This is a genomic window from Janibacter sp. LM (assembly GCF_039631275.1).
Taxonomy (GTDB): domain Bacteria; phylum Actinomycetota; class Actinomycetes; order Actinomycetales; family Dermatophilaceae; genus Janibacter; species Janibacter terrae.
In genome coordinates, this window is the sequence record NZ_JBDIVG010000006.1 from 259133 (window position 1) to 279332 (window position 20200).

General features: G+C 72.2%; 27 protein-coding genes. 17 read left to right on the forward strand and 10 right to left on the reverse strand.

Annotation, left to right across the window (positions count from 1 at the left end; all coding sequences use genetic code 11):
* On the forward strand, positions 1-1053 hold the full coding sequence (locus tag ABC138_RS05045; RefSeq protein WP_068421563.1) for an ArsO family NAD(P)H-dependent flavin-containing monooxygenase: 1053 nt from the start codon (positions 1-3) through the stop codon (positions 1051-1053).
* 58 nt (positions 1054-1111) lie between these two features.
* Complete coding sequence (locus tag ABC138_RS05050) at positions 1112-1732, forward strand: L-threonylcarbamoyladenylate synthase (RefSeq protein ID WP_345912911.1); 621 nt, start codon at positions 1112-1114, stop codon at positions 1730-1732.
* Between the two features lie 7 nt (positions 1733-1739).
* On the opposite strand, the gene ABC138_RS05055 is transcribed toward ABC138_RS05050, so the two are convergent.
* Genes ABC138_RS05055 through tdh form a run of 3 tightly spaced genes read right to left on the reverse strand, consistent with a single transcriptional unit; the run spans position 1740 to position 4685 of the window.
* Complete coding sequence (locus tag ABC138_RS05055) at positions 1740-2393, reverse strand: SRPBCC domain-containing protein (protein ID WP_345912912.1); 654 nt, start codon at positions 2391-2393, stop codon at positions 1740-1742.
* A 1-nt stretch (position 2394) separates the two neighbouring features.
* Positions 2395-3642, reverse strand: coding sequence for a glycine C-acetyltransferase (locus ABC138_RS05060; RefSeq protein WP_345912939.1), 1248 nt, complete (start codon positions 3640-3642; stop codon positions 2395-2397).
* Between the two features lie 2 nt (positions 3643-3644).
* The gene (gene tdh / locus ABC138_RS05065) at positions 3645-4685 is read right to left on the reverse strand and encodes an L-threonine 3-dehydrogenase (protein WP_068324270.1); all 1041 of its coding nucleotides are present in this window, start codon (positions 4683-4685) and stop codon (positions 3645-3647) included.
* Positions 4686-4802: 117 nt separating this feature from the next.
* On the opposite strand from tdh, the gene ABC138_RS05070 reads away from it, so the two are divergent.
* From ABC138_RS05070 to ABC138_RS05085, 4 genes are all read left to right on the forward strand, one after another.
* The gene (locus ABC138_RS05070) at positions 4803-5135 is read left to right on the forward strand and encodes a DUF4190 domain-containing protein (protein WP_170307467.1); all 333 of its coding nucleotides are present in this window, start codon (positions 4803-4805) and stop codon (positions 5133-5135) included.
* 44 nt (positions 5136-5179) lie between these two features.
* Positions 5180-5536, forward strand: a complete 357-nt coding sequence (locus tag ABC138_RS05075; RefSeq protein WP_345912913.1) for a hypothetical protein — start codon at positions 5180-5182, stop codon at positions 5534-5536.
* Positions 5537-5569: 33 nt separating this feature from the next.
* On the forward strand, positions 5570-5998 hold the full coding sequence (locus tag ABC138_RS05080; protein ID WP_345912914.1) for a hypothetical protein: 429 nt from the start codon (positions 5570-5572) through the stop codon (positions 5996-5998).
* Between the two features lie 82 nt (positions 5999-6080).
* Entirely contained in the window at positions 6081-6872 is a 792-nt protein-coding gene (locus tag ABC138_RS05085; RefSeq protein WP_345912915.1) for a hypothetical protein, read from the forward strand.
* Here the strand turns inward: ABC138_RS05085 and ABC138_RS05090 are convergent.
* Both ABC138_RS05090 and fahA read right to left on the reverse strand, forming a co-directional pair.
* A complete protein-coding gene (locus ABC138_RS05090; protein ID WP_345912916.1) occupies positions 6844-7986 on the reverse strand; it encodes a methyltransferase domain-containing protein in 1143 nt (380 codons plus the stop codon). The two genes, ABC138_RS05085 and ABC138_RS05090, sit on opposite strands and share 29 nt — an antisense overlap.
* Positions 7987-8029: 43 nt before the next feature.
* A complete protein-coding gene (fahA, locus tag ABC138_RS05095; RefSeq protein WP_345912917.1) occupies positions 8030-9223 on the reverse strand; it encodes a fumarylacetoacetase in 1194 nt (397 codons plus the stop codon).
* A 108-nt stretch (positions 9224-9331) separates the two neighbouring features.
* Between fahA and ABC138_RS05100 the strand changes: the two genes are divergently transcribed.
* Complete coding sequence (locus ABC138_RS05100; protein ID WP_345912918.1) at positions 9332-9967, forward strand: helix-turn-helix domain-containing protein; 636 nt, start codon at positions 9332-9334, stop codon at positions 9965-9967.
* Positions 9968-10032: 65 nt separating this feature from the next.
* Positions 10033-12405, forward strand: coding sequence for an excinuclease ABC subunit UvrA (locus ABC138_RS05105; RefSeq protein ID WP_345912919.1), 2373 nt, complete (start codon positions 10033-10035; stop codon positions 12403-12405).
* On the opposite strand, the gene ABC138_RS05110 is transcribed toward ABC138_RS05105, so the two are convergent.
* Both ABC138_RS05110 and ABC138_RS05115 read right to left on the reverse strand, forming a co-directional pair.
* Entirely contained in the window at positions 12389-13222 is an 834-nt protein-coding gene (locus ABC138_RS05110) for an SDR family oxidoreductase (RefSeq protein ID WP_338538123.1), read from the reverse strand. The two genes, ABC138_RS05105 and ABC138_RS05110, sit on opposite strands and share 17 nt — an antisense overlap.
* A gap of 150 nt (positions 13223-13372) precedes the next feature.
* Positions 13373-13519, reverse strand: coding sequence for a hypothetical protein (locus ABC138_RS05115; protein WP_338538122.1), 147 nt, complete (start codon positions 13517-13519; stop codon positions 13373-13375).
* An 81-nt stretch (positions 13520-13600) separates the two neighbouring features.
* Between ABC138_RS05115 and ABC138_RS05120 the strand changes: the two genes are divergently transcribed.
* The 6 genes from ABC138_RS05120 to ABC138_RS05145 all read left to right on the forward strand — a co-directional run bounded on the left by ABC138_RS05120 (position 13601) and on the right by ABC138_RS05145 (position 16051).
* Positions 13601-13906: a single-stranded DNA-binding protein gene (locus tag ABC138_RS05120; RefSeq protein ID WP_338538121.1), complete on the forward strand. Its 306-nt coding sequence runs from the start codon at positions 13601-13603 to the stop codon at positions 13904-13906.
* A gap of 35 nt (positions 13907-13941) precedes the next feature.
* The gene (locus ABC138_RS05125) at positions 13942-14460 is read left to right on the forward strand and encodes a putative immunity protein (protein ID WP_338538120.1); all 519 of its coding nucleotides are present in this window, start codon (positions 13942-13944) and stop codon (positions 14458-14460) included.
* A gap of 80 nt (positions 14461-14540) precedes the next feature.
* Positions 14541-14777 (forward strand): hypothetical protein, encoded by a 237-nt coding sequence (locus tag ABC138_RS05130; protein ID WP_169701860.1) that lies wholly within the window; start codon positions 14541-14543, stop codon positions 14775-14777.
* Between the two features lie 135 nt (positions 14778-14912).
* Complete coding sequence (locus ABC138_RS05135; RefSeq protein ID WP_068324224.1) at positions 14913-15308, forward strand: VOC family protein; 396 nt, start codon at positions 14913-14915, stop codon at positions 15306-15308.
* 114 nt (positions 15309-15422) lie between these two features.
* Positions 15423-15665, forward strand: coding sequence for an AbrB/MazE/SpoVT family DNA-binding domain-containing protein (locus tag ABC138_RS05140; protein ID WP_068324221.1), 243 nt, complete (start codon positions 15423-15425; stop codon positions 15663-15665).
* The gene (locus ABC138_RS05145; protein WP_345912920.1) at positions 15662-16051 is read left to right on the forward strand and encodes a type II toxin-antitoxin system VapC family toxin; all 390 of its coding nucleotides are present in this window, start codon (positions 15662-15664) and stop codon (positions 16049-16051) included. Before ABC138_RS05140 ends, ABC138_RS05145 begins: the two co-directional genes overlap by 4 nt.
* An 85-nt stretch (positions 16052-16136) precedes the next feature.
* Here the strand turns inward: ABC138_RS05145 and ABC138_RS05150 are convergent, their stop codons facing one another.
* Positions 16137-16838: a VOC family protein gene (locus ABC138_RS05150; RefSeq protein ID WP_345912921.1), complete on the reverse strand. Its 702-nt coding sequence runs from the start codon at positions 16836-16838 to the stop codon at positions 16137-16139.
* 38 nt (positions 16839-16876) lie between these two features.
* Here ABC138_RS05150 and ABC138_RS05155 point away from each other — a divergent pair, with 38 nt between their 5' ends.
* Positions 16877-17176 carry an alkylmercury lyase gene (locus ABC138_RS05155; protein ID WP_068324215.1) on the forward strand — a complete coding sequence of 100 codons (300 nt, stop codon included), beginning with the start codon at positions 16877-16879 and terminating at the stop codon, positions 17174-17176.
* 7 nt (positions 17177-17183) lie between these two features.
* Here the strand turns inward: ABC138_RS05155 and ABC138_RS05160 are convergent, their stop codons facing one another.
* On the reverse strand, positions 17184-18224 hold the full coding sequence (locus tag ABC138_RS05160; RefSeq protein WP_068324212.1) for an FUSC family protein: 1041 nt from the start codon (positions 18222-18224) through the stop codon (positions 17184-17186).
* A gap of 42 nt (positions 18225-18266) precedes the next feature.
* Positions 18267-18509, reverse strand: a complete 243-nt coding sequence (locus ABC138_RS05165) for a hypothetical protein (protein ID WP_345912922.1) — start codon at positions 18507-18509, stop codon at positions 18267-18269.
* A gap of 238 nt (positions 18510-18747) precedes the next feature.
* Between ABC138_RS05165 and ABC138_RS05170 the strand changes: the two genes are divergently transcribed.
* Entirely contained in the window at positions 18748-19674 is a 927-nt protein-coding gene (locus tag ABC138_RS05170; RefSeq protein WP_345912923.1) for a 2-dehydropantoate 2-reductase, read from the forward strand.
* Positions 19675-19686: 12 nt separating this feature from the next.
* The gene (gene arfB, locus ABC138_RS05175) at positions 19687-20133 is read left to right on the forward strand and encodes an alternative ribosome rescue aminoacyl-tRNA hydrolase ArfB (RefSeq protein ID WP_345912924.1); all 447 of its coding nucleotides are present in this window, start codon (positions 19687-19689) and stop codon (positions 20131-20133) included.
* Positions 20134-20200: the final 67 nt, after the last annotated feature.

Genomic DNA, 20200 nt, shown 5'->3' on the forward strand with positions numbered 1-20200 from the left:
ATGCGTGAGGTCGACGTCGCCGTGGTCGGTGGGGGACAGGCAGGGCTGGCCACGGCCTACCACCTGCGTCGCCTGGGCATCGACCATCTCGTCCTCGACGGGCAGCCCCAACCCGGGGGAGCGTGGCAGTCGACCTGGCCCTCGCTGCGGCTCTTCTCGCCCGCGGCATACTCCTCCCTGCCCGGGTGGCCGATGCCGCCGCACCCGGACACCTTCCCGCCGGTCGACCACGTCATCGACTACCTCCGCCGCTACGAGCAGCGCTACGACCTGGCCGTCGAGCGTCCGGTCTCGGTGCGGGAGGTGCGCCCGGACGGGACCGCCCTGCGGCTCCTCACCGACCGGGGCGACCTGAGGGCGCGCTTCGTCGTCAACGCGACCGGGACCTGGGCCGCCCCCTTCGTCCCGCTCGTCGAGGGTGCCGAGACCTTCGCCGGACGCCAGCTGCACAGCGCGCACTACCGCGGTCCCGAGGACTTCGCCGGGCAGCGCGTGGCCGTCGTCGGCGGGGGCAACTCGGGGGTGCAGGTGGTCGCCGACCTCGTGGGCTCCGTCGAGCGCGTCTCGCTCGTCTCCATCCGTCGGCTGCGGTTCCTGCCGGACGAGGTCGACGGACGGCACCTCTTCGACCGGGCCACTGCGCGCATCGGGACCGGCACGGCCCGGGAGCAGGAGGACGCCTTCGTCGGGGAGATCGTCGCGCTGCCGCGGGTGCGCGAGGCACGGGCCGAGGGGGCGCTGCGGCTGCGCCCGATGTTCGACCGGCTGCTGCCCGCAGGTGCTGTCATCGGCCGCGAGGTGCTCCCCCTCGACGCGATCATCTGGTGCACCGGGTACCGGCCGGCGCTGCGTCACCTGCGTTCCCTGCGGCTGCGCACCTCCCAGGGCGTCCCCGAGGTCGTCGACCAACGCTCCGTGAAGGACCGCCGGGTGTGCTTCGTCGGCTACGGGGACTGGACCGGGCCGGCCTCGGCGACCCTGATTGGGGTCGGCCGCACCGCCAGGGCGCTCGCGGCCTCCATCGCGGCCGACCTGGGTGCCGGCCCCTCCTGAGCGGACGGACGGGTCACCGCACCTCCCGTGCCGGCACGAGGGATCCTAGGGTGGGGGCATGGCCAGCTTCGTGGAAGTGCACCCCGACAACCCCCAGCCCCGCACCGTCGGGCAGGTCGTCGAGCGCCTCAGGCAGGGCGCGCTCGTCGCCTTCCCGACCGACTCCGGATATGCCCTGGGCGGCCGGTTGGACGACCAGGAGATCAAGGACCGCATCCGGGACATCCGGCGCCTGGACGAGCGGCACCACTACACCCTGCTCTGCGCCGACTTCGCCCAGCTGGGCCAGCTCGTCCACGTCGACAACGCCGTCTTCCGGGCGGTCAAGGCCGCGACGCCCGGTCCGTACACGTTCATCCTGCCGGCGACCAAAGAGGTCCCGCGGCGGCTGCTGCACGCGAAGAAGAAGACCGTCGGCGTGCGCATCCCGGACCACCCGCTCACCCTCGCGCTGCTCGCGGGACTCGGCGACCCGATGCTCACGTCGACGCTGCTCCTGCCGGGTGAGGAGCGCACCCCGACCTTCGGCTGGGACGTCAAGGAGGCGCTCGACCACCAGGTCGACATCGTCATCGACGCGGGTGAGGTCACGACCGAGCCGACGACCGTCGTCGACCTGTCCTCGGGGGAGGCCGAGATCGCGCGCTACGGGGCGGGTGACCCCACCCCCTTCGAGTGACCGGGTCTCATCCCTGCCCGGTGTAGAAGCGGTAGGTCTCGTCCGCCGCGGCCGCAGCGGCCACGGGATCCGCGCCTGCGGCGACCTGCGCGCCGCCCCAGGCATCTGCCGCGCCGCGGTAGAAGGCCCGGCCCTCACCGGTGGCTGCCCAGGCCTCGGCCTCCTCGGGACGGAGCGCGCCCTCGACGGCGCCGAGATGGAGGGACAGCCCGAGGAGACCGCCGTCCCAGCCGACGCCCGTGGCCCCGGGGCCGTAGGTCTCCCACATCCCCTCGGGCACGTCCTCCACGCGGGCGACGTGCACGAGGCGCAGGCGGGTCGACTCGCCCTCGGCGACGAGGACCACCTCGAGCCAGGACACCGCGCCCATCATCTCCCAGGTCACGCGGTACCCGGCCGTCCCGTCGGCCGGCGGTCGGCACTCGAGCACCTCGCCGCCGGCGTTGCCCTGCAGCTGGTACCGACCTCCGAGGCGCAGGTCGCCGCTCACCGGCAGGAACCACCGGGCGATCCGCTCGGCGGTCGTCACCGCGTCCCACACGTCGTCGATGGGGGAGGGGTAGGACTGGGTCAGTGACTGCGCACGCGCAGGTGCGCCGTCGACCTCGAGCATCTCGAGAGCGCGGTCCACCGCGCCGATCTGGGTCGTGGTGTCCACCATGTCAGGTCTCCTTGGTCGGGTCGGTCCGGTCGGACCCACGACGGGCACGCCGGCCACGGGCGAGCGCGGTGACCTCGTCCCGCGCCGCGACGAACGCTGCTACGCAGGCGCGCACGTCCGCCTCGGTGTGGGCTGCGGAGAGCTGCACCCGGATGCGTGCCTGCCCCCTCGGCACGACGGGGTACGAGAAGGCGATGACGTAGACGCCGTGCCCGAGCATCGCGTCGGCGATCTGCGCCGCCTGCCGGGCGCCGTCCTCGCCCGGGAACATCACCGGGGTGATGGGGTGCTGCCCCGGCAGCAGGTCGAAGCCCTCCTCCGTCATGAGCTCGCGGAACATCAGGGTGTTGCGCCGCAGGACGGCTCGTCCCTCGTGGGACTCCCTGGCGATCTCGACGGCCCGCAGCGAGCCGGCCGCGACGACGGGGGCGACGGCGTTGGAGAAGAGATACGGCCGGGAGCGCTGCCGCAGCAGGGCGACGACCTCGGCCGGCCCGCTGACGTAGCCGCCGCTCGCCCCGCCGAGCGCCTTGCCGAGCGTCCCGGTGAGCAGGTCGACCCGGTCGGCGACACCGCACGCCTCGGGCGTGCCCCCGCCCCCGTCCCCGATGAACCCCACGGCATGGGAGTCGTCGACGAGGACCATCGCGCCGTACTCCTCGGCGAGGTCGCAGATCTGCTCCAGCGGGGCGAGGTAGCCGTCCATCGAGAAGACGCCGTCCGTGACGACGACGGTGCGCCGGGCCCCCTTCGCCGCCTCGAGCTGGGCCCGCAGGTCGTCCATGTCCGCATTGGCGTACCGGTAGCGGGCGGCCTTGCTGAGCCGGATGCCGTCGATCAGCGAGGCGTGGTTGAGAGCGTCCGAGATGATCGCGTCACCCTCGCCGAAGAGCACCTCGAAGACGCCGCCGTTGGCGTCGAAGCAGCTGGAGTAGAGGATCGTGTCCTCGGTCCCGAACCACTGCGACAGGGCGCCCTCGAGCTGCTTGTGCAGCTCCTGCGTCCCGCAGATGAACCGCACGCTGGCCATCCCGAAGCCCCAGTCGTCGAGCGCGGCGGCGGCCGCGGCCCGCACCTCGGGGTGGTCGGCGAGACCGAGGTAGTTGTTGGCGCAGAAGTTGATCGCCGACGTCTTCGTCGTCGTGATGTGCGCGTCCTGCGCGCTCGTCAGCCGACGCTCGTCCTTCCACAACCCGTCGGCGCGGATCTGCCGCAGGGTGGCGGTCAGCTCGTCCTTGAAGGCGTACATCGTCAGCTCCAATCCATGATGACCTTGCCGCACTCACCCGAGGCGGCGGTCGTGAAGGCGTCCTCCCACCGCTCCGCGGGGAAGCGGTGAGTGATGACGGACGAGATGGCCGCCCGCAGGGTCGGGGAGGTCGAGAGCATCGCGCTCATCGTGTACCAGGTGTCGTACATCTCCCGGCCGTAGATCCCCTTGATGGTGATCATGTGGGTGATCACCTTGCCCCAGTCGACGGGGTAGGGGTCCTTGGGCAGCCCGAGCATGGCGATGCGGCCGCCGTGGTTGAGGTGGTCGAGCATGTCGGACACGGCCGGGGGAGCGCCGGACACCTCGAGGCCGACGTCGAAGCCCTCCTTCATCCCGAGCTCGCGCATCGCGGCGCCGAGGTCGGATCGGGTCGCGTTGACGAGCAGGTCGGCGCCGGCCCCCTTCGCCAGCTCCAGGCGGGTGTCGGACAGGTCGGTGACCGCGATGTACCGGGCGCCGACGTGCCGGGCGATTGCCGTCGCCATGACGCCGATGGGGCCGGCGCCGGTGATGACGACGTCCTCGCCGACGAGAGGGAAGGACAGGGCCGTGTGGACGGCGTTGCCCAGCGGGTCGAAGACGGCGCCGAGGTCCGGGTCGATGTCGTCGGGGTGGACCCAGGCGTTGCCCGACGGGATGACGACGTGGTCGGCGAAGGCGCCGTCCCGGTTGACCCCGATGCCGATCGTGTTGATGCACAGGTGCCTGCGCCCCGCGCGGCAGTTGCGGCAGGTGCCGCAGACGAGGTGCCCCTCGCCGGAGACGCGGTCACCGAGCCGCACGTCGACCACGCCGTCGCCGACCTCGTCGACCTCGCCGTAGAACTCGTGGCCGATGACCTGCGGCGTGCGCGGCACGGCGCCGGCCGCCCAGTCGTCCCAGCCGTGGAGGTGCAGGTCGGTGCCGCACAGACCGGCGCGCAGGACGCGGATGCGCACCTCACCGGGACCGGCGTGGGGCTCGGGGACGTCGATGAGCTCGAGTCCGGGGCCGGGGCGGGGCTTGACGAGGGCGCGCATGGGTCTCCTGTGGGGTGGTCGGCGGGGGTGACCGCGCTCACAACCTAGCGACCTCCCGGACGAAGGGGAGTCCTCCCCGTGTGCTGGCGCGTCGCCCGGTCCTACGCTGGCCGCACCATGACCGATCCGAGCCCGTACCCCACGCCGCTGCCCCCGACACCGCCGTGGGCGGCGACGCGCACGCACGGGGGCGCCACCGCGGCGCTGGTCCTGGGCATCCTCGGTCTGTCGGTGCTCCCCGGCCTGGGCGTCGTCGCGTGGATCCTGGGCTCGACGGCGCTGCGCGAGATCGACGCGGACCCGCAGGGCGGCTGGAGCAACCGGGACCATGCCCACATCGGCAAGATCCTCGGGATCGTCGGCACGGTGCTGTTCGTCGGGTTGATCCTCCTCCTGCTCTGCTACTTCGGGTTCATCGTCGCGTTGGTCGCCGGCAGCGCAACGGCCTGACCGCCGGGGTCACGTCCGCGTGGCCGGTGGCTAGGCTCGTGGGTGTGCGCACCCTCGTCGTGGTCGTGGTGTCGTGCCTCCTCCTCGTCGGCGTCGCTCTCGCCGTCGGCACAGGGTCGGGGCCGGGCAACCCCGCGTCCTCGACCGTTGGGCTCACGTCGCAGACCCCCGCCCGGCTGGCCGGGGTCGTCGCCCGGGACGTGTACGGAGCCCACGACGCGACGCCTCGCGGCGTCCCCTTCGGCTACTCGTGGCGAGAGGGCGCGGACACCGATCCGGGCACCGCGAGCACGGGGTTCCGCGACTACCGCGCGCTCAACGTCTGGGGTCAGGTCTTCACCACCGGGAGCACGACCTCCTATGACGCCCGGCTGGAGGTTCGGGCGCCGAGGGTGTGGTGATTCACCGGTGGCGCCTGGGTCGAGGCCGACCTCGTGGCCGACCGGGTGGAGGGCGGCTACTACGCGGGCGACTTCCGCTCCGAGCCCGTGGCGGGCACGGCGCGAGCCGACGCCCCTGGCACGTGGTCGATGCCCCTGTCGGGGCTGGACGGGTCGCCTGACGTCCTGCACTTCTGGTGGGAGGGCGACTTCCCGCGGACGCAGATCCCTGAGGGCACGCGGGGGATCCTCGTGCGGCAGGAGATGCGCCTGACCGGTGACACCGCGGGTGCCGGCGTCATCGGCAGCACGGGCGCTGACCTCTTCGCGACACCACGGACGATCGTCGACCCCCGGGGATGGAACCCCGGGATCCCCAACGCCCGTATGAAGTGGGTCACAGCTACGTGGCAGACCTTCTACGCCACGACTCTGGATCTGCCCACGCTGCAAGCGAATCCGCCTCCTCTCGAAGATTCGTGAGGGACCGACCCCGCTCTTGTAGCAGTTGATGTGCTGAGCCACGATTTGCAGCGCCTCGTGCGAGACCTCAACCTTGTGCCCCGTGCGTACCGCTATCACCTCCTCCCTGATCGTGGCGTTCCTCGCCGGTGGCTCTGCCGCCGCGGGCGCCTCCACCCCGTCGATGACCTCCGGGTCGTCGACGACGACCACCGCCCAGCTCGTCGCCAGCGACGCCTACGGCCGGCACGACGCCATCCCCCGTGGTGTCCCTTACGGCTACTCGTGGCGGACCGCCTCCGACGCGAAGGCCTCCGTCGCCAGCACCTCGTTCCGCAACTACAAGGCCATCAACGTGTGGGGCCAGGTCTTCGCGACGAGCCGCACGACGAACTACAGCGCGCGCCTGGTGGCGCGCAACCCGCGTGTCTACTTCTTCGACGGGAAGAAGTGGACGCGCGCCAAGGCGACGGCCTCGCGGATGGAGGGCGCCTACTACACCGGCGACTTCCAGTCCGGTGCCACGACGGGCACTGCCCGCAAGGACCGGACCGCCACCTACTCGATGCCCCTGTCCGGGCTGAGGGGCAAGGCCGACGCCCTGCACTTCTGGTGGTCGGGCATGTACCCGCGCGTCCCGATCCCGGCCGGGACGAAGGGGATCCTCGTGCGGCAGGAGATGCGCCTGTCCGGAGGCACAGCTGGCGCCAACGTCATCGGCTCCACGGGTGTCGACCTCTTCGCCACCCCGCGGACGATCGTCCACCCCCAGGGGTGGAACCCCGGCATCCCCAACCCGCGCATGAAGCGCGTGACCAGCAGGTGGCAGCCCTTCTACGCCACGACCGTCGACAAGGCGACGCTCTTCAACTACCCGCCGCCCGCCGGCGCCTGAGCAGGACCGCCACCTCGTGGTGCCGGGTCTGCGGGAACATGTCGAACAGGCGTGCCCGCACGACCCGGTACCCGGGGAGGGCTGCGAGGTCGCGGGCCAGGCTCGTGGCATTGCAGCTGGAGTAGATGACGTGCGCGGGTGAGGACACCTCGAGGGCCGCGCACAGAGCGGAGCCGATCCCGCGACGAGGTGGGTTGACGACCACGAGCTCGTGGTCGGGCGCCTCCAGGACCCGCGCGTCGCCGACCTCGAAGCGGGCCTCGACGCCGAGCTCGGCGGCCGACCGGCGAGCACTGGCCACCGCGTCGGGAGCGACCTCGACCCCGTCGACACGACGCGTGCGTGCCCCCTGCGTCGTGGCCGCGGTCAGGGCGAACCCGCCGACCCCGCAGTACAGGTCGAGCACGCTCGCCGGGTCGATCTCGGCAATCCACTCACCCACCTGCCGGTAGAGCCCCGCGGCCACCGTGGTGTTGGTCTGGAAGAAGCTGCGTGGTCGCAGGTGGAAGGTGATGTCGTCCAGGCGCATCGGGAGCGTCTCGGCCGGGGTCAGGAGGATCTCCTCCTCGCCCTCGAGCACCGCCTTGTGCTCCGGCTGGAGGTTGACGGACACGACCCGCAGGCCGGGGACCGCGGCCCGCAGGTCGTCGAGGCCGCCGGTGATCCGGGGTAGCTGGCCGGGCGAGCGCAGGACGAACCGCAGCATGAGCTCACCGTCGGGGCTCGAGGTGACGATGAGGTGCTTCAGCTCGCCGGAGCGTGCCCGCACGTCGTAGGGCACCAGGCCCAGCGCTGCCACGGCGCCGACGAGCGGGGGCAGGGCGGCGGCCAGGACCGGTTCGTACAGGCCGCAGTCCCGCAGGTCCACGCCCCGCATCGCGGCGTCGAGGATGCCGAAGGTCGGCTCCCCCTTCGTCCCACCGACGGCCAGCTTGGCCTTGTTGCGGAAGCCGGACTCGGGACCGACGAAGGGGGAGTCCCACACCTCGGCCGGGACGGACGTCGACAGCAGCCGGCGGACCTCCACGTCCAGGTCGGCGACCTGCTGCCCGTAGGGCACCCCCATGAGGGTGCACGAGCGGCACTCACCAGCGTCGAAGTGGGAGCACTGCACCGCGTCAGGTTACGTCCCCGCGACGAAGGGGAGGAGCGTCGCCTCAGCGGGCGGGACGGATGGTGCCCGAGACCTCCCCGAGGCCGATCCGGGCGCCCCGCGGGCCCGGCGCCCAGCCGGTCATCGTCACGGTGTCGCCGTCCTCGAGGAAGGTGCGCGTGCTGCCGTCCGGGAGCGTGATCGGCTCGGTGCCGCCCCAGGCGAGCTCGAGGAGGGAGCCGCGCTCTCCCTTCGTCGGACCGCTGATCGTGCCGGACCCGAAGAGGTCGCCGTCGCGCAGGCTCGCGCCGCCCGCCGTGAGGTGCGCGAGCATCTGCGCGGGCGACCAGTACATGTCGCTGTTGTGCGGGGTGGCGACGACGTGGCCGTTGAGCCGCACCTCGAGGTGGATGTCGAGGCCCCACGCGTCGCCGCGCAGGTACGGCAGGACCGGTACCGCTTCCTGGCCCGGCAGCCGGGTGCGGGCGAGGTCGAAGGCCTCCAGCGGGGTCACCCAGGCCGAGATGGACGTGGCGAAGGACTTGCCGAGGAAGGGCCCGAGCGGCACGTACTCCCACGCCTGGATGTCGCGGGCGCTCCAGTCGTTGAGGATGACGACGCCGAAGAGGTGGTCGGGCGCCTCGTCGACGGACACGCGCGAGCCGAGCTGCGTGGCACCGCCGACGACATAGCCCAGCTCGGCCTCGATGTCGAGGCGCACGCTCGGGCCGAAGACGGGCGTCGGGTCCTGGGGGCCCTTGCGCTGGCCGGTCGGTCGTACGACATCGGTGCCGTCGACGACAACCGTCCCCGCGCGGCCGTGGTAGCCGATGGGCAGGTGCTTCCAGCTCGGTGGGAGCGCGGCGTTGTCGGGGCGGAAGATCTGACCGACATTGCTCGCGTGGTGCTCGCTGGCGTAGAAGTCGACGTAGTCGGCGACCTCGACGGGCAGGTGCATGGTCACCTGGGCGAGCGGGACGAGGTGCGGGGTGACCACCTCGCGGTGCGCCTCGTCGGTGAGCAGCTCGACGACGCGGGCACGCGCAGCCGTCCACGCCGGGCGGCCGAGGGCGAGCAGGGGGTTGAGCGATGCTGCGGCCCAGACCCGCTCGTGCTCGGGGTCGACCGCCGCGAGGTCGAGGACGAGGTCGCCGACCCGCACCCCGACGCGCGGGTCCGAGCCGGTGGAGAAGACGCCGTAGGGGAGCGTGTCGATGCCGAAGGGGTGATCGGCCGGGATGTCGAGCCACGTGGTCATGGCGCCACCCTAGGGCGGGGTGACATGCTGCCGGTACACCGACGTCCGATAATCGTACGCAAGGGGTACATGGCACATGAGGCACCACGTGGCGCCGGAGCACGCACCGTGAGCACGGACGGCTCGCAGACCCTCGACCGGGGCCTGCGCATCCTCGAGCTGCTCGCCCGGGACGAGCGCAGCGACGGCGTGACGATGAGCGGCCTCGCCGACGCGTTGGGCGTCGGCCGGCCCGTCGTCTACCGCCTCGTCGCGACCCTCGAGGAGCACCGACTCGTCACCCGCGACGAGGGACGGGTGCGGCTCGGCCTCGGGGTCCAGCGGCTCGCGGGCGCCGTCGTGCCCGCGCTGCGTGAGCGGGCCCGTCCCGTGCTCGCGGCGCTCGCCGACGTCGCCCGGGCCACGGCGCACCTCACGGTGGCCGAGGGCGACGACGCGGTGGCGCTCGTCGTCGTGGAGCCGACCGCCACCGACTTCCACATGGCCTACCGCACCGGCGCCCGGCACGCGTTGACGAAGGGGGCCGCCGGGCGGGCCATCATCGTCGCCCGCGAGCACGGGCCGCGCGTTGTCTCCTCGATCAGCGAGCTGCAGTCGGGCGCGCACGGCCTGGCGCTCGCGCTGGAGCGCTCGCCGGGGGACGTCTTCGAGGCGTCCGTGGGCGTGGTCTCCTTCCGCGCGCTCGACGAGCGCGTCCTGGGGCCGCACCTCAGGGCCGCCGCGCGCCTGATCACCGCCGGCTGATCCTCAGCATGTGCCGTTATCTGCTTGGATCGACGGGTCCCTCCCGACCACCCACTGGAGCGCCGATGCCGCACGACGCCGACAGCCACGACCTCATCCGCGTGCAGGGGGCGAGGGAGAACAACCTCAAGGACATCAGCGTCGACCTGCCCAAGCGGCGCCTGACCGTCTTCACCGGCGTCTCCGGGTCGGGCAAGAGCTCGCTCGTCTTCGGCACGATCGCCGCGGAGTCGCGACGGCTCATCGACGAGACGTACAGCGCCTTCCTGCAGGGCTTCATGCCCTCCCTCGCGAGGCCCGACGTCGACCACCTCGAGGGCCTGACGACGGCGATCATCGTCGACCAGGAGCGCATGGGTGCCAACCCGCGCTCCACCGTGGGCACGGCGACGGACGCCAACGCGATGCTGCGCATCCTCTTCTCCCGCCTCGGCGACCCGCACGTCGGACCGCCGACGGCCTTCTCCTTCAACGTCCCCACCCGCCGGGCGAGCGGCTCGATGACGACGGAGAAGTCCGGCCACACCGAGCGCAAGACGGTCAAGCAGGCCGTCTACCTCGGCGGCATGTGCCCGCACTGCGAGGGCATGGGGCAGGTCAGTGACATCGACCGCACTGCCCTCTACGACGAGACCAGGTCACTGCGGGACGGTGCGCTCACCGTCCCCGGCTACTCGATGGACGGCTGGTACGGCCGGCTCTTCGAGGGCATGGGCCTGCCGATGGACACGCCGATCGCGAGGTTCACCCAGAAGCAGCTCGAGACGATGCTCTACAGCGAGCCGACGAAGATCAAGGTCGAAGGGGTCAACCTCACCTTCGAGGGGATGATCCCGAGGATCCAGAAGTCGATGCTGTCCAAGGACCCGGAGGCCATGCAGCCGCACGTGCGGCGCTTCGTCGAGCGGGCGGTGACCTTCCAGACCTGCCCGGAGTGCGAGGGCACGCGCCTGACGGCCGAGGCGCGCTCCTCGAGGATCAGGGGCAAGAGCATCGCGGACCTGTGCGCGATGCAGATCGACGACCTGGCGACGTGGGTGCGCGAGCTCGACGAGCCCGGCTTCGCGCCGTTGCTCGACGGCCTGCAGCACCTGCTGGACTCCTTCACCGAGATCGGCCTCGGGTACCTCTCCCTCGACCGACCGGCCGGCACCCTGTCCGGCGGCGAGGCGCAGCGGGCCAAGATGATCCGCCACCTCGGTTCCTCGCTCACCGACGTCACCTACGTCTTCGACGAGCCGACGATCGGGCTGCACCCGCACGACATCGACCGGATGAACGACCTGCTCCTGCGTCTGCGCGACAAGGGCAACACCGTCCTGGTCGTCGAGCACAAGCCGGAGACCATCGCCATCGCCGACCACGCGGTCGACCTCGGACCCTTGGCGGGGACGCACGGCGGCGAGATCGTCTTCGAGGGGACCGTCGAGGAGCTGCGGGCCAGCGACACCCTGACCGGGCGGCACCTGGACCACCGGGTAGCGCTCAAGGAGCACGTCCGTCCGGCCACGGGGACTCTGGAGATCCGCGGTGCGGACACCCACAACCTCAAGGACCTCGACGTCGACATCCCCCTCGGCGGGCTCGTCGTGGTGACCGGGGTGGCCGGCTCGGGCAAGAGCTCGCTCGTCCACGGTGCCCTCGACCACCGCGACGACGTCGTCATCGTCGACCAGGCCGCGATCAAGGGCTCACGTCGCAGCAACCCCGCGACGTACACGGGCCTGCTCGAGCCCGTCCGCAAGGCCTTCGCGAAGGCGAACGGCGTCAAGCCCGCCCTCTTCAGCTCCAACTCCGAGGGCGCCTGCCCGACGTGCAATGGCGCTGGCGTCATCTTCACCGAGCTCGGCGTCATGGCGACCGTCGAGTCGCCCTGCGAGGACTGCGAGGGGCGACGCTTCCAGGACGCGGTCCTCGAGTACGAGCTCGCAGGCAAGAACATCGCGGACGTCCTCGAGATGTCGATGAGCGAGGCCCAGACCTTCTTCGCCAAGGAGGGCCCGGCGAGCCTGCCGGCCGCGCACAAGGTCCTCACGCGCCTTGTCGACGTGGGTCTGGGCTACCTCACCCTCGGTCAGCCGCTCACGGCGCTGTCGGGCGGCGAGCGCCAGCGGCTCAAGCTCGCCGTCCACATGGGGGAGCAGGGCGACGTGTATGTCCTGGACGAGCCGACCACCGGCCTGCACCTGGCCGACGTCGACAACCTCCTCGCCCTGCTGGACCGCCTCGTCGAGCAGGGCAGGTCGGTCATCGTCATCGAGCACCACCAGGCCGTCATGGCCCACGCCGACTGGATCATCGACCTCGGTCCCGGCGCCGGCCACGAGGGGGGCGAGGTGGTCTTCGAGGGCACCCCAGCCGACCTCGTGGCGAAGGGGGAGACCCTCACCGCCAAGCACCTGAGGGCCTACGTCGAGGGCGTCAGCGCCGCTTCCTGAGCAGCTTCCGCTGCACCCTGCGGCCCCGGGCGGTCATGACCGGCAGGCCGGCCAGGCCCAACGCCGGGAAGACGTCCCCCACGCGGCACACCGTGCCGCGCCAGCCGGGGACGGCGGTGACGAGCCTCGGCTTGTCGAGGAGCTCGTCGACCGCCTCGACGACCTCCTCCGGCTGCAGGAGCCTGCCGGAGAAGGAGAGCGCGGCCCCCGGGTCGTCGAGCCGGTCGTGCAGCATCGGCGTCCAGATGCCGTCCGGGCAGACGCAGGAGATGTGGATGTCCTTGATCTTCGCGGCGCGCAGGTCGGCCACGGCGCTCAGGCTGAAGCCCATGACGGCATGCTTGGAGGCGGCGTAGACCCCTTCGCCCGGGACGGCGCTCAGACCAGCCAACGAGGCGATGTTGATGACGTGGCCACCCCCGGTAGCACGCATGGCCTCGACGGCGGCCAGCGTGCCGTTGATCGTGCCGAGCGCGTTGACCTCGAGCACCCGACGACGCTGCTGCTCGTCGTGCTCCCAGACCGGACCGGTGACGAGGACCCCGGCGTTGTTGACCCAGACGTCCAGGCGCCCGGCCCACTCCACCACCCTGTCTCGGGCGGCAAGGACCGCGGCCTCGTCCCGGACGTCGACGACCATGGCCTCGGCGCGCTCGCCGAGCTCGGCGGCTGCCCCCTTCGCCGCGTCCTCGTCCACATCGGCGACGAGGACCTGGTAGCCGCGCCTCACGAGCAGCGCAGAGATCTGCCGACCCAGGCCGCGACCCGCCCCGGTGACGACGGCGCCCGCGGGCCAGCGGTGCTCGGGCGTGCTCATCGGCCGGCTCGGATCGGCGGGGTGGTGAGAACAGCGGGGGACTGCGTCACGTCGGGGCTCCTGGGTCAGGTGGGTGACGGTGCACGTCCAGCATGCCCCGGCGAGGCGCTGCGTGACGTGACCCGGCGCGACACGGCGGCTCCGGTGGCTTCAGAGGACGACGCCGTCCGCGTCGCTCGCGACCCAGCTGCGGGCCGGGGTGCGGCCCCGGCGCCGAGGATGGTGCGCCGAGACCTCCATGCCGGAGCAGACGCGTCGGGCTCCCGAGAGGTTGGGGTCGACTCTCTGACCCTCCACAGACCCGGGCCTGAGGCGTAGGCCGTCCACAGGGGAGACCACGCCCGCCGGGCTTGCCTCGGACGCGACCACGCTGGGTGCATGGACGAGGTCAACCACGTGGAGCTCACCGGCCGGGTCAGCGGCGAACCGACGGTGCGGGAGATGCCGAGCGGTGACGAGCTGGTCACCCTGCGGGTCGTCGTCGCCAGGGGAGAGGGGCACCCGGTCGACACGATCGACTGCGCCTGCTGGTCGGCGGGCGCGCGACGAGCGGCCCTGCGTCTGGCGGACGGCACTCGCGTACGGGTCGAAGGGAGCCTGCGTCGCCGCTTCTTCCGGACCCCGGGTGGGGCGTCGAGTCGGTACGAGGTCGAGGTCGCTCGGTTGGTGCGCGATCGACGCTGAGTCACCACGAGCCGGCACCGGCCTAGTCTGGCGAGATGATCCTGTCCTCGGTGCGCGACCCGCGCCTGGTCACGATCCGGCGCGGCGGGACGCTCACCGGCGCCGACCACCGGCTGCTGGCGCTGTGGGCCGCGGACTGCGCGGAGCACGTCGCGGCCCTCTTCGACTCCGGACGCCCCGACGACCCGCGCCCTCGCGAGGCCATCGCCGCCGCCCGGGCGTGGGCCGCCGGTGAGCTGCGGATGATGGACGCCCGGGCCCTCGGCGGGCACGCCATGGGCGCGGCGCGCGAGCTCGTCGGGGCGCCGCGCTTCGCCGCCTACGCCGCCGGCCAGGCCGCCTGCGTCGGGCACGTGGCCGAGCACGACCTCGGGGCGGCCGCGTACGCGATCAAGGCCGCCGTGGCCTCTGCCCCCCGCGGCATGGGGGAGTCCGCTCGCCGGGTCGAGTCTGCCTGGCAGCGGGACCGGCTCCCGGAGCAGGTGCGCGAGCTGGTGCTCGAGGACCAGGCCCGCCGCAACGACATCTGCTGGTCGGTCTTCGACGTCCCCTGAGCTGGTTGCGACCCGCTGCGGAAGGGGACGACAGGGGCACCGTCACCGAGTAGTTTGTTCGACGAAGGGATGTGATCCAGATGGCATTCGAGATCCGCGACCTCGACTCCCGCGTCGAGTCCAGGCTGACCGAGCTGGCGCAGCGCCACGGACGCACGATGGAGGCCGAGGCGGCAGCCATCCTCACCGCCGTCACACAGGGCCAGGCCCAGGACTCCGGCGCCGTGATGGACCTGTACACGGCCGCGCGACGGGTCGTCTCCAAGGAGGCGCTGGCGCCACCGACACAGGTCGACTTCTGCCCCGACGGGTACTGACGGACGTCCGGGACAGCCAGGCCTTGTGCCCGCGCCGGCACGGGAGAATGCTTGACCCCAGCCAGTCGTCGCCGGCGTCCGCCTGCCCGACCCCTCGCAGCACGGACCCGACCTGGTGCTCTCGGAGGTCCCGCCATGCCCTTCCCCGCCCTGACCCACGTCGCGATCACCGTGACCGACCTGGACGCCAGCACGCGCTGGTACACGCAGCTCTTCGGCGCCGACCCCGTCCTCGACGAGGACGAGGAGTCCGGTGCCTTCCACCACGCCGTCTTCGCCCTCGGTGGCGGGACGCTCTTCGGCGTCCACACCCACACGGGTTCGTCCGCGGCGGGCGCTTTCGACGAGAGGCAGACGGGGCTGGACCACATCGCCTTCGCGATCGAGCGCAGCGAGCTCGAGCCGTGGGTGAAGAGGCTCGACGAGCTCGGCATCGCCCACGGTGGCATCCGGGACGCGTCCTACGGGTCCGGCATCTCCTTCCGCGATCCCGACAACATCGCGCTGGAGCTCTTCGCCCCGCCGGCCTGAGCTCGTGGCGGGGGAGGAGATGACGATGCCACCCCAGGTGGTCGTCTCTCCACCGCCGACACCACCCCTTGTGCTGTCGCCCACCCGTCCTTACCCTTGCGTAAGGAGGTACGGATGTCGACAGGAACCATGACGAGCAAGGGTCAGATCACCATCCCCAAGGACGTGAGGGAGCAGCTGGGCCTCACGCCCGGCACCAAGGTCACGTTCACCCGCAATGCCGATGGCGACTTCGTGCTCAGCACGACCCAGCCGTCCCTCAAGGGCCTGAGGGGTCGTCTGCGGCACGTCGGGCCCGCGGTGTCGCTCGAGACGATGGACGACGCGATCGCGGCCGGCGCCACGGAGGACTCGTGATCGGGCTCGACACCAACGTGCTCGTCAGGTTCCTCGTCCAGGACGAACCCCGCCAGGCCGCCAGGGCCGACTCGCTCATGGCGCAGCTGTCGCCGACGAGCCCCGGCTACCTGTCGACGGTCGTGCTCGTGGAGACGTACTGGGTCCTGCGGAGCGCCTACAGGCAGAAGCCGGAGGCCGTCGTCGACGTCCTCGGGGAGCTCGTGGGCAACGCGTGCATCGTCACACAGGACCGCGCCATCGTCCTTCGCGCACTGACGCTGGCAGCCGACGGCGCCGACCTGCCGGACGCGATCATCGCGGAGACCGGCCGCGCCGCAGGCTGCGCGTCGGTGGCCAGCTTCGACAAGGGTGCACAGCGGTCCCTGGGTTTCACCAGCCCCTGACTGCGCCGCCGCCCGCAACGCCGATAATCCACATTATGTCATCTTGGTGCGACCGCACCACCGCCATGGCCCCCCGATCGGCCCCTCAGGCAGTCGCCGAGGTGTCAGCACAGACGACCCCGCGGTTGCCGTCCTGGTCGGCGATGACGACGAGCCCGGGCGCACTGCTGTCGTCGACGAGCGTCCCGCCCGCGGCCAGTGCCGCGGCGACCCGCTGCTCGACGACCTCGGGCGCGACGTACACCTCGACGTGGAAACGCTGGCGAGGCGGCGCATCCTCGTCGAGGTCGTCGAACCAGAGGTTGGGCACCCGTCCCGTGAGGTCCCGGATCTCGTCGCCGGGTGTCCCCCAGCCCTGGGCGCCGGCGTCGCCGGTCAGCAGGGCCGCCCACACGGGCGCGACCTTCCCGGACGCCGTGGTGTCCAGGCCGAGCTCGACCTCGCTGACCGACGCTGGGTCGGGCACCGCTCCCTGCTCGGCAGCGATCTCGCTGACCCGACGGGCGAGGTCGACGTCCAGCCGGGTGACCCACTCGACGACGTGCTCGATGCCGTGGTCGTCCCGGTAGACGGCATCGTCGGTGACGAGCTCGAGGTCGACGCACCCGTGGCTGAGCGAGACGCGCGGATGGTGCCCGACCTCGTCGCCTGCCTGCCCCACCGCCGACACGAGCCGGGCGCCGGCCGCGAAGTCCGCCACCCGGTAGCGGGCGTGCAACCCCTGCGCCAGCTTGCGCCAGTCGCCGAGACCGGCCGCGGCGATCTGCTCCCCCGTCATCATGTCCATGCCCAGCGAGGCTAGTCCTGCCCACTAGCCTGTAGGCGATGGACGTGCGACTGCTCTACTTCGACGACTGCCCCAGCTGGCGACTGGTGGACGAGCGCCTGCGGCTCATCGCCACCGAGCGGCCCGACGTCACGCTGTCGTACGCCCGGGTCGAGACCCAGGAGGAGGCGGAACGCCTCGGCTTCCACGGGTCCCCCAGCATCCTCATCGACGGTCAGGACCCCTTCGCCGGCGCGGAAGATCCCGTCGGGCTCACCTGCCGACTCTTCGCCACGCCGGACGGTCTCGCCGGTGCGCCGACGCTCGAGCAGCTGCGCCGCGCGGTAGACGACGCCTGACCCGCCCTCAGGACGCCTGGGCCCCGAGCTCGTGGCGGATGCGGCGCAGGTCCTCCATGAGCGAGCCGATGAGGATCCACCTCATCCCGTGGGGCGCGCTGACGTCGAGCGGCTCCGTGAGCGCCGGGGCCGTGTCCTCGAGGTGCTCGGCGCCCGGCACGGGCAGTGCCAGGCGCAGCCGCAGGCGGGTGTCATGAGCGGCACGGAGCAGCTCCTCGGCGATGCCCGCGACGATCGGTTCCTCCCGCACCTCGTCGTCGTAGTGGTCGATGAAGGCCCGGGTCATCCCCCGGACCTGGGTCCCGACCCTCGTCAGGAGCACCAGGCTCTCGCGCATCGCCGCCAGCTCGTCCTCGTACCGGCTCGCACGAGGGTTGAGACGCAAGGAGTCCTCGGCGTCGTCCAGGGCCGTCAGGGCGCCGTCGCGAAGGGGGTGGAGCCGCCGGGCGTCCGCGAGCAGGAGCAGCCGGCCGGGCCGGGTCTTGCGCGAGACCAGCGCGTCCGCCAGTCGTTCGATGGCCTGGGCGGTCTCCTCCCCCAGCTCCTCGAGGGCCGTCCGGGCGGGCGCGAGCGTGACCGGCGGGACGAGGAGGAGGTGGACGACGATGCCGACGACCGCGCCGATGCCCGTCTCGACCACCCGGATCAGGGCGTAGTCGGGCGTGGACGAGCCCAGCGCGAGGACGAGCAGGGCGCTGATGGCGATCTGGTTGGCCGACCCCGTCGTGAGGCGCAGCGCCCAGGACATCACCAGCGCGGCCGTCACGGCGACCAGGACCACCCACGATGCGTCGCCGAAGGCGATGCCGAGGCCGGTGGCGAGCAGGACCCCGGCCAGCACGCCGAGGCTGCGCTCGACCCCCTTGGCCAGGGACTGGTTGAGGCTCGGCTGCACCACGAGCATCGCGGCGATCGCGGCGAAGACCGGCGGCGGCCCGTCCGGGATCAGCAGGGCCGACACGACCCACGCGAGGATCGTGGCGAGCGCGGTCTTGACCATCTGCAGCAGGGGGTCGCGCTTCGGGGCGCGGACGGCGGTCAGACGCATGGGGACACCGTAGGACGCGCGGTCCTCACTCCGGACGCTGCGTCAGGCGCCGGTGAGTCCACCCGGCTCGACGGCGAGGTCGTGCAGCACCAGCCGCGAGCGGATCGCCACGACCCCGTGCTCCTGGCGCAACCGGTCGACGATCTCCTCGAGCTCCGCCGCGTCGCGGCAGGCGATCCGTACCTCGTCGTCGACTCCCGTCGGACCGCCGAGTCCGCCAGCCGCATCTCGCTGACCATCGTCAGGGGCCGCCCGAGTGCCCTCGCCTCGATCTCGGCGCGACACCCACGGTGGATCCTCGTGAAGTTCGAGGTCGTGGAAACCCTCGCCCTTCGCCTGCTCCTGCCGCCCCTGGTCATCACCCTCGCGAGCCTCGCCTGGAGCCGCGTGGGCGACCGCCGGGGCGGGGTGCTCGTCGGCCTGCCCCTGCGGAGCCCATGGGTGGCGCGGTCTTCGCGCCGGCGACCCTCGCCGCGCTGGCCCCGGCGGTCCTCGCCGGGCGGACGGGGCCTACCGTGGCCGCGTGACCACCCACCAGATCGAGTCCGTGGCCGTCGTCGGAGCCGGTGCCCTCGGGGGTATGTACGCGGCGCACTTCGTCGAAGGGGGCCTGCGCACCTCGCTCGTCGCCTCCGGTGAGCGCGCAGCACGCCTGCGCGACCAGGGCGTCCGGGTCAACGGTCGGCCGCTGACCGCGGCGGTCGTCACCCCGCTCGACGACGACCCGCACGCGGTGGACCTCGTCCTCGTCGCCGTCAAGCACCACCAGCTGCGGGACGCGCTCGAGGACGTCGCCCCCTTCGTCGGCCCGCGCACGACCCTCGTCTCCGTCCTCAACGGGCTCGAGAGCGAGCACGTGCTCGCCGAGCGCTTCGCTCCCGAGCAGGTCCTCGCATGCATCGCGCTCGGCATGGCCGCTGGTCGTGAGGGCGCCGAGATCACCTACCTCTCCCCCGGCCGCCTCTCCCTCGGCACCACCGACGAGCTCGGGACCGCGGACCGGCTCGAGGCCGTCCAGGGCGCCCTGACCACCGCGGGCCTGGCGTGGGAGGCTCCGGCGGACATGGCCCACGAGATGTGGTGGAAGTTCATGGTCAACACGGCGATCAACCAGTCGTCCGCGGTGCTGCGGGCGCCCTACGCCGACTTCACGCACGACGGGCCCGCGCGCTCGCTCATGCTCGCCCTCGTGGACGAGGTCGTCGCCGTCGCCGCCGCCGAGGGGATCACCCTCGACGAGCACGACCGCGAGCGCTGGGACGAGGTGCTCGCGAGCCTGCCGGGCGAGGGCCACACCTCGATGCTCCAGGACGTGCTCGCCGGGCGACCGACCGAGGTCGCCCTGTTCGCCGACCACGTCCTCGCCCTCGGGGCGCGGCACGGCGTCGAGACCCCCTACAACCAGTCCATGTCGTGGATCCTCACCGGCGGCCGCTCGCCCCGGCCCTGACATCCTGAGGTGGTGAGCGAGCTGCGCGTCCCGCCCGGCCCGGGCCTCCCCGGCGGCCTCGTCGTGGCCGCATCCGAGCTCGCGGAGCAGTTCAGCCGCGCGAGCGGACCCGGCGGCCAGGGCGTCAACACCACGGACTCACGCGTGCAGCTCTCGCTCGACCTCGCGACGACGACCGCCCTCACCGAGTACCAACGGCAGCGGGCCCTCGACCGGCTCGCCCCACGGCTCGTCGGGACCGTCCTCACCGTCGACGCCTCGGAGCACCGGTCGCAGCACCGCAACCGGGCGGCTGCGCGGGAGCGGGTCGCCGCCCTCCTGCGCGAGGCACTGGCGCCCCCTCCCCCTTCGCGCCGCGCCACGAAGCGCACCCGGGGCGCCCAGCGTCGTCGGCTCGACGCCAAGACCCGGCGCAGCGAGATCAAGCGGCGGCGCTCACGCCCGGACCGGGACGACTGAGCGGCGAAGGGCGGTCCCGGCACCTGCTCGCGCTTGCGGTTGAGCCCGGTCTGGATCCGTGGTGGTG

Bases quoted from the DNA above. Each gene is read 5' to 3' on its own strand.
- ABC138_RS05060 (WP_345912939.1), bottom strand. From the start codon at position 3,642: ATGTACGCCTTCAAGGACGAGCTGACCGCCACCCTGCGGCAGATCCGC.
- tdh (WP_068324270.1), bottom strand. From the start codon at position 4,685: ATGCGCGCCCTCGTCAAGCCCCGCCCCGGCCCCGGACTCGAGCTCATC.
- ABC138_RS05050 (WP_345912911.1), top strand. From the start codon at position 1,112: ATGGCCAGCTTCGTGGAAGTGCACCCCGACAACCCCCAGCCCCGCACC.
- ABC138_RS05160 (WP_068324212.1), bottom strand. From the start codon at position 18,224: ATGCGTCTGACCGCCGTCCGCGCCCCGAAGCGCGACCCCCTGCTGCAG.
- fahA (WP_345912917.1), bottom strand. From the start codon at position 9,223: ATGACCACGTGGCTCGACATCCCGGCCGATCACCCCTTCGGCATCGAC.
- ABC138_RS05045 (WP_068421563.1), top strand. From the start codon at position 1: ATGCGTGAGGTCGACGTCGCCGTGGTCGGTGGGGGACAGGCAGGGCTG.
- ABC138_RS05125 (WP_338538120.1), top strand. From the start codon at position 13,942: ATGATCCTGTCCTCGGTGCGCGACCCGCGCCTGGTCACGATCCGGCGC.
- ABC138_RS05105 (WP_345912919.1), top strand. From the start codon at position 10,033: ATGCCGCACGACGCCGACAGCCACGACCTCATCCGCGTGCAGGGGGCG.
- ABC138_RS05130 (WP_169701860.1), top strand. From the start codon at position 14,541: ATGGCATTCGAGATCCGCGACCTCGACTCCCGCGTCGAGTCCAGGCTG.
- ABC138_RS05110 (WP_338538123.1), bottom strand. From the start codon at position 13,222: ATGAGCACGCCCGAGCACCGCTGGCCCGCGGGCGCCGTCGTCACCGGG.
- ABC138_RS05135 (WP_068324224.1), top strand. From the start codon at position 14,913: ATGCCCTTCCCCGCCCTGACCCACGTCGCGATCACCGTGACCGACCTG.
- ABC138_RS05120 (WP_338538121.1), top strand. From the start codon at position 13,601: ATGGACGAGGTCAACCACGTGGAGCTCACCGGCCGGGTCAGCGGCGAA.
- ABC138_RS05155 (WP_068324215.1), top strand. From the start codon at position 16,877: ATGGACGTGCGACTGCTCTACTTCGACGACTGCCCCAGCTGGCGACTG.
- ABC138_RS05055 (WP_345912912.1), bottom strand. From the start codon at position 2,393: ATGGTGGACACCACGACCCAGATCGGCGCGGTGGACCGCGCTCTCGAG.
- ABC138_RS05140 (WP_068324221.1), top strand. From the start codon at position 15,423: ATGTCGACAGGAACCATGACGAGCAAGGGTCAGATCACCATCCCCAAG.
- ABC138_RS05070 (WP_170307467.1), top strand. From the start codon at position 4,803: ATGACCGATCCGAGCCCGTACCCCACGCCGCTGCCCCCGACACCGCCG.
- ABC138_RS05150 (WP_345912921.1), bottom strand. From the start codon at position 16,838: ATGGACATGATGACGGGGGAGCAGATCGCCGCGGCCGGTCTCGGCGAC.